General features: G+C 43.8%; 6 protein-coding genes and 1 pseudogene. 3 read left to right on the top strand and 4 right to left on the bottom strand.

The window, feature by feature from the left end; all coding sequences use genetic code 11:
- Positions 1–197 precede the first annotated feature (197 nt).
- The gene (locus tag PX481_RS01755; protein WP_288093371.1) at positions 198–845 is read right to left on the bottom strand and encodes a YqiA/YcfP family alpha/beta fold hydrolase; all 648 of its coding nucleotides are present in this window, start codon (positions 843–845) and stop codon (positions 198–200) included.
- Between the two features lie 48 nt (positions 846–893).
- Here PX481_RS01755 and PX481_RS30005 point away from each other — a divergent pair.
- Positions 894–1136, top strand: a pseudogene (locus PX481_RS30005) (hypothetical protein).
- Here the strand turns inward: PX481_RS30005 and PX481_RS01745 are convergent.
- The 3 genes from PX481_RS01745 to PX481_RS01735 form a co-directional block, all read right to left on the bottom strand.
- Complete coding sequence (locus PX481_RS01745; protein ID WP_002732775.1) at positions 1077–1382, bottom strand: DUF2973 domain-containing protein; 306 nt, start codon at positions 1380–1382, stop codon at positions 1077–1079. The pseudogene PX481_RS30005 and the gene PX481_RS01745 overlap by 60 nt on opposite strands.
- Before the next feature lie 99 nt (positions 1383–1481).
- Entirely contained in the window at positions 1482–1889 is a 408-nt protein-coding gene (locus tag PX481_RS01740; protein WP_002757231.1) for a DUF2605 domain-containing protein, read from the bottom strand.
- A gap of 15 nt (positions 1890–1904) precedes the next feature.
- A complete protein-coding gene (locus PX481_RS01735; RefSeq protein WP_288093368.1) occupies positions 1905–2531 on the bottom strand; it encodes a TenA family protein in 627 nt (208 codons plus the stop codon).
- Between the two features lie 235 nt (positions 2532–2766).
- On the opposite strand from PX481_RS01735, the gene PX481_RS01730 reads away from it, so the two are divergent.
- Entirely contained in the window at positions 2767–2973 is a 207-nt protein-coding gene (locus PX481_RS01730; RefSeq protein ID WP_012267271.1) for a hypothetical protein, read from the top strand.
- Positions 2974–3014: 41 nt separating this feature from the next.
- A partial coding sequence (locus PX481_RS01725) for a transporter substrate-binding domain-containing protein (RefSeq protein ID WP_288093365.1) occupies positions 3015–3301 on the top strand: 287 nt, incomplete at its 3' end.

The following is a 3301-nucleotide window of genomic DNA, read 5'->3' as shown; positions in this document are numbered from 1 at the left end:
TTTTTCGTGGGGGTAGGGTGTGGGGTGTAGGGTGTAGGGTTTTACCGATTTTGAGGGGGTCAATTACCTAATTTTCAGGGAAAAAGTCCAGGGATTTTACCCCCGATCACTCCAATGGTTGGCACTTTTTGAGGGAAAAAAAGTCTAAAAGCCTTATCCAACAAGGTTTTTAGATTTATTCAGCCAACCCTATTTAGTCAAAAATTGAGAAATAATTGTATTTCAGCCCAGATTCTCGTCAAAACATCGGTAAGGGCATGATCGCTATTTAATTCGATTAACTGTACCCAAGGACGAGAAAAAGCATAATAGCGACTATTTTCTGGGGGAATTACCCCATCGTTACTGCCATGAATAATCAGGGTGGGGAGCTGCCTGATTAACTTTTCTTGGGGATAATTAGCTAAATCCTCAATAAACTTGTAATAAATCGGCAGATAACGACGATAACCGTAGTGATAAACCGATAAACTCCCAGATTTTTGCCAATTGGCTAGGGTTTCTGCTCCCAATTGTCCTAACCAAATCGGCCCGAAATTAAAAGCGGGAGCTAATAAAACGAGCCTTTGCACCTGAAAATAAGTTTCTGCCAGCCAAGCTGCCGTTAAACCGCCAAAACTGGAACCAATCAGTGTAACGGGAAACTGAGATTGTTCAATCAATTGGCCGACTTGAACAATCTGACGAGTGAGAGTTAAGCTAGAAAAGTCATCACCGTTAAGATCGGGTATTTCCATTGCTAAACCCCTCTTTTGCCAACAATGCCTCAAAAATTGTGCTTTTGTTGATTGGGTGCCAGAAGCAAAACCGTGTAGATAAATATATCTGTTTTCAAGGACTGCCATTCTAGAACCAATTAGGGTCTGCTGAAAAAGTTTGCTGGTGGGGGCAGGGTGTGGGGTGTGGGGTGTGGGGTGTAGGGTTTTACCGATTTTGAGGAGGTCAATTACCTAATTTTCGGGGAAAAAGCACCTGAATTTTCCCCCTGATCACTCTCTTGCCTAGCACTTTTGGATTTCAAAAAGGTCTCAAAGTCTTACCCAACAAGATTTTTAGATTTATTCAGCCAACCCCAATTAGATTTCTTCATCTTGCTCTTTGGTGGCACTGGGAGAAGAATTATAAATGGCATCTAACTGCTGACGAGCATCTTCGACAGTGAGAGAACGAATCACTAACAGAGGTTCATTAATCGGTTGTCCGGCCTCGTCCAAAAGTTCGGGATGGGAAGTCATGGGATAACCGTAGGGATTATAGGAATTAGCCGATTTAGCAGGACGTTTCTGGGAATCCATGCTGACAGTAATCAGACTCCGAATTAAATTATTAATGGTCAAAAAAGCGATAACTGTGAAGGCGAGGATATAGAGCAGATGTAACATTGGCCGAGTCTCCCATGAATTATGTGTGAATATTCCCTAATTGCCAAAACTTTATGCTAAAAATTCGCTCAACTCTCTAGCTTACCAAAAAGTTTCAGGTTAAGCATCAGTTTGAGGAGATTGATATTCTCCCCAACCCTGTAATCGACGACGACGACTGCTGACTCCCCAACACTCTGCCACCAACTGATGCCAAGGCAACAACATCTTGGCCTCGATACCCACCTGACCACCTGTGGTTTTAAAGAGTAAATAAGCCGTGGCCACCTCCTGTTGGGCGTTTTTGACTCTTGCCAATAAATCGTTTTGTTCCTCGACGCTGAGAAAGGATAATCTCTCGGATTCGAGGAGGAGACGGGAACGGGAAAACCAATGGGTGAAATCCTCTAGTAGAGGTTCCAATATAGTTTTCAGGAGTTCGTTTTCGGTGGGTTGCGAAGGAAACATTATTCTTATAATGACGATTTTGCTTACCTTAATCTTAGCGTTATTTATATTTCTTAACATTGTGACGGGAAAATTTTAAGATTTGCCCCAGCTGTAGGCGGCACTAAAGAATTCCTGTTCACAACTAAGGGCATAACGATAGGATAAAGAGATATTTTCCGTCATCGGGGCGTATTTATCCGCCAATTCCTCTAACTGGCTTGCTAAAGCGGCGAATTCATCCCCACTATAACTATCAATCCAAGCTTGATAGGGATTCTCAGGAATCGGCTCTAAGGCTAATTGTTGACCCAGATAAGCATAAAGACGCATACAGGGACTCATCGCCACGGCAATCGCACCGATATCACCCATCCAAGCGGTAGCGAGAAGAAAATCCCGATAGCGACGGGTGGCGTTAGCGGGCTGAACCTTTCTCAGGTCAACTCCCCACTGTAAAGCGTAATTTTCGTGTAATTCTAATTCCTTTAATACCCCTGCCGCTAACCGATGAAAGCTAGTAAATCCCTGCCAATCAGGAGCTTTAGCAGCGGCGATACTGTAAGCACGGGCGAAAGATTCCAGAAAAAAAGCATCCTGACCGACATAGAAAGCGAAACAGTCCCGTTTAAGCTCTCCTGTGGCGATACCTCGCACAAAAGGGTGTTCTAGACAAGCTTGTACTAGATCTTGATGGCTGTGCCAAAGTTGCTGACTAAGCATAGGAAAATACTAATTAGGTGGACAAGGTTGGTTAAGTGGGTGGGTGGAATTAAATATAAGATGAATGTAGGTTGGGTTGAAGCATGAAACCCAACGCCCGCATGGGTTACTGAAAATGGGTAAAACCCCACACCCCACACCCCACACCCTACACCCCGTCAGTTCATTTCCTTAACCCAAACTGACGCTAACCCTGTTACAATACAGATAACTAACCAAATTTGAATTAAAAACTATGCGACTTAAGCGATGGGAGTCCCCCCGCCGTCAGGGACGTAACGACAAAGGCAAGGGCGGTTCAGCCCGACAGCGACAACTGAAAAAACAATTTAAAATGCTGTCGAAAAAACTGAAAGGGGGAGAGAGTAACATCTCTCCTCTTTTTTTGTCCCCAGCAATCTCCTCTGAAAAATCTTCCTCTGGGAAACTCTCAGTCTCCTGAAACAGTCCCAGACTTGAGCCACTTTCAGATTAGGAAAAAAAATGAAGCGTACACTTGCCGTCATGACGATGACAGTAGCTTTAACCCTCACCAGTAACCATTCTAGCCTTGCCGGAGCAATCTTCGATCGCATTCAAAAAACTGGGGTAATTACTGCGGGCGCTCGTAAAGATGCTATTCCCTTTGGTTTTGTCAACTCCCAGGGCAAGTGGGTGGGTTACAGCCTTGATATGTTAGAGTTAATTCGCAAAGAAACCGAACGGAAGTTAGGAAAACCAATTAAGTTAAAAATTGTTGAGATTACTCCCCAAAATCGTTTTGAAAAGTT

The sequence above is a fragment of the Microcystis sp. M53603_WE2 genome (assembly GCF_030065435.1).
The sequence above is the reverse complement of the archived record's forward strand: the minus strand, read 5'-3'. Positions and strand labels throughout refer to the sequence as shown.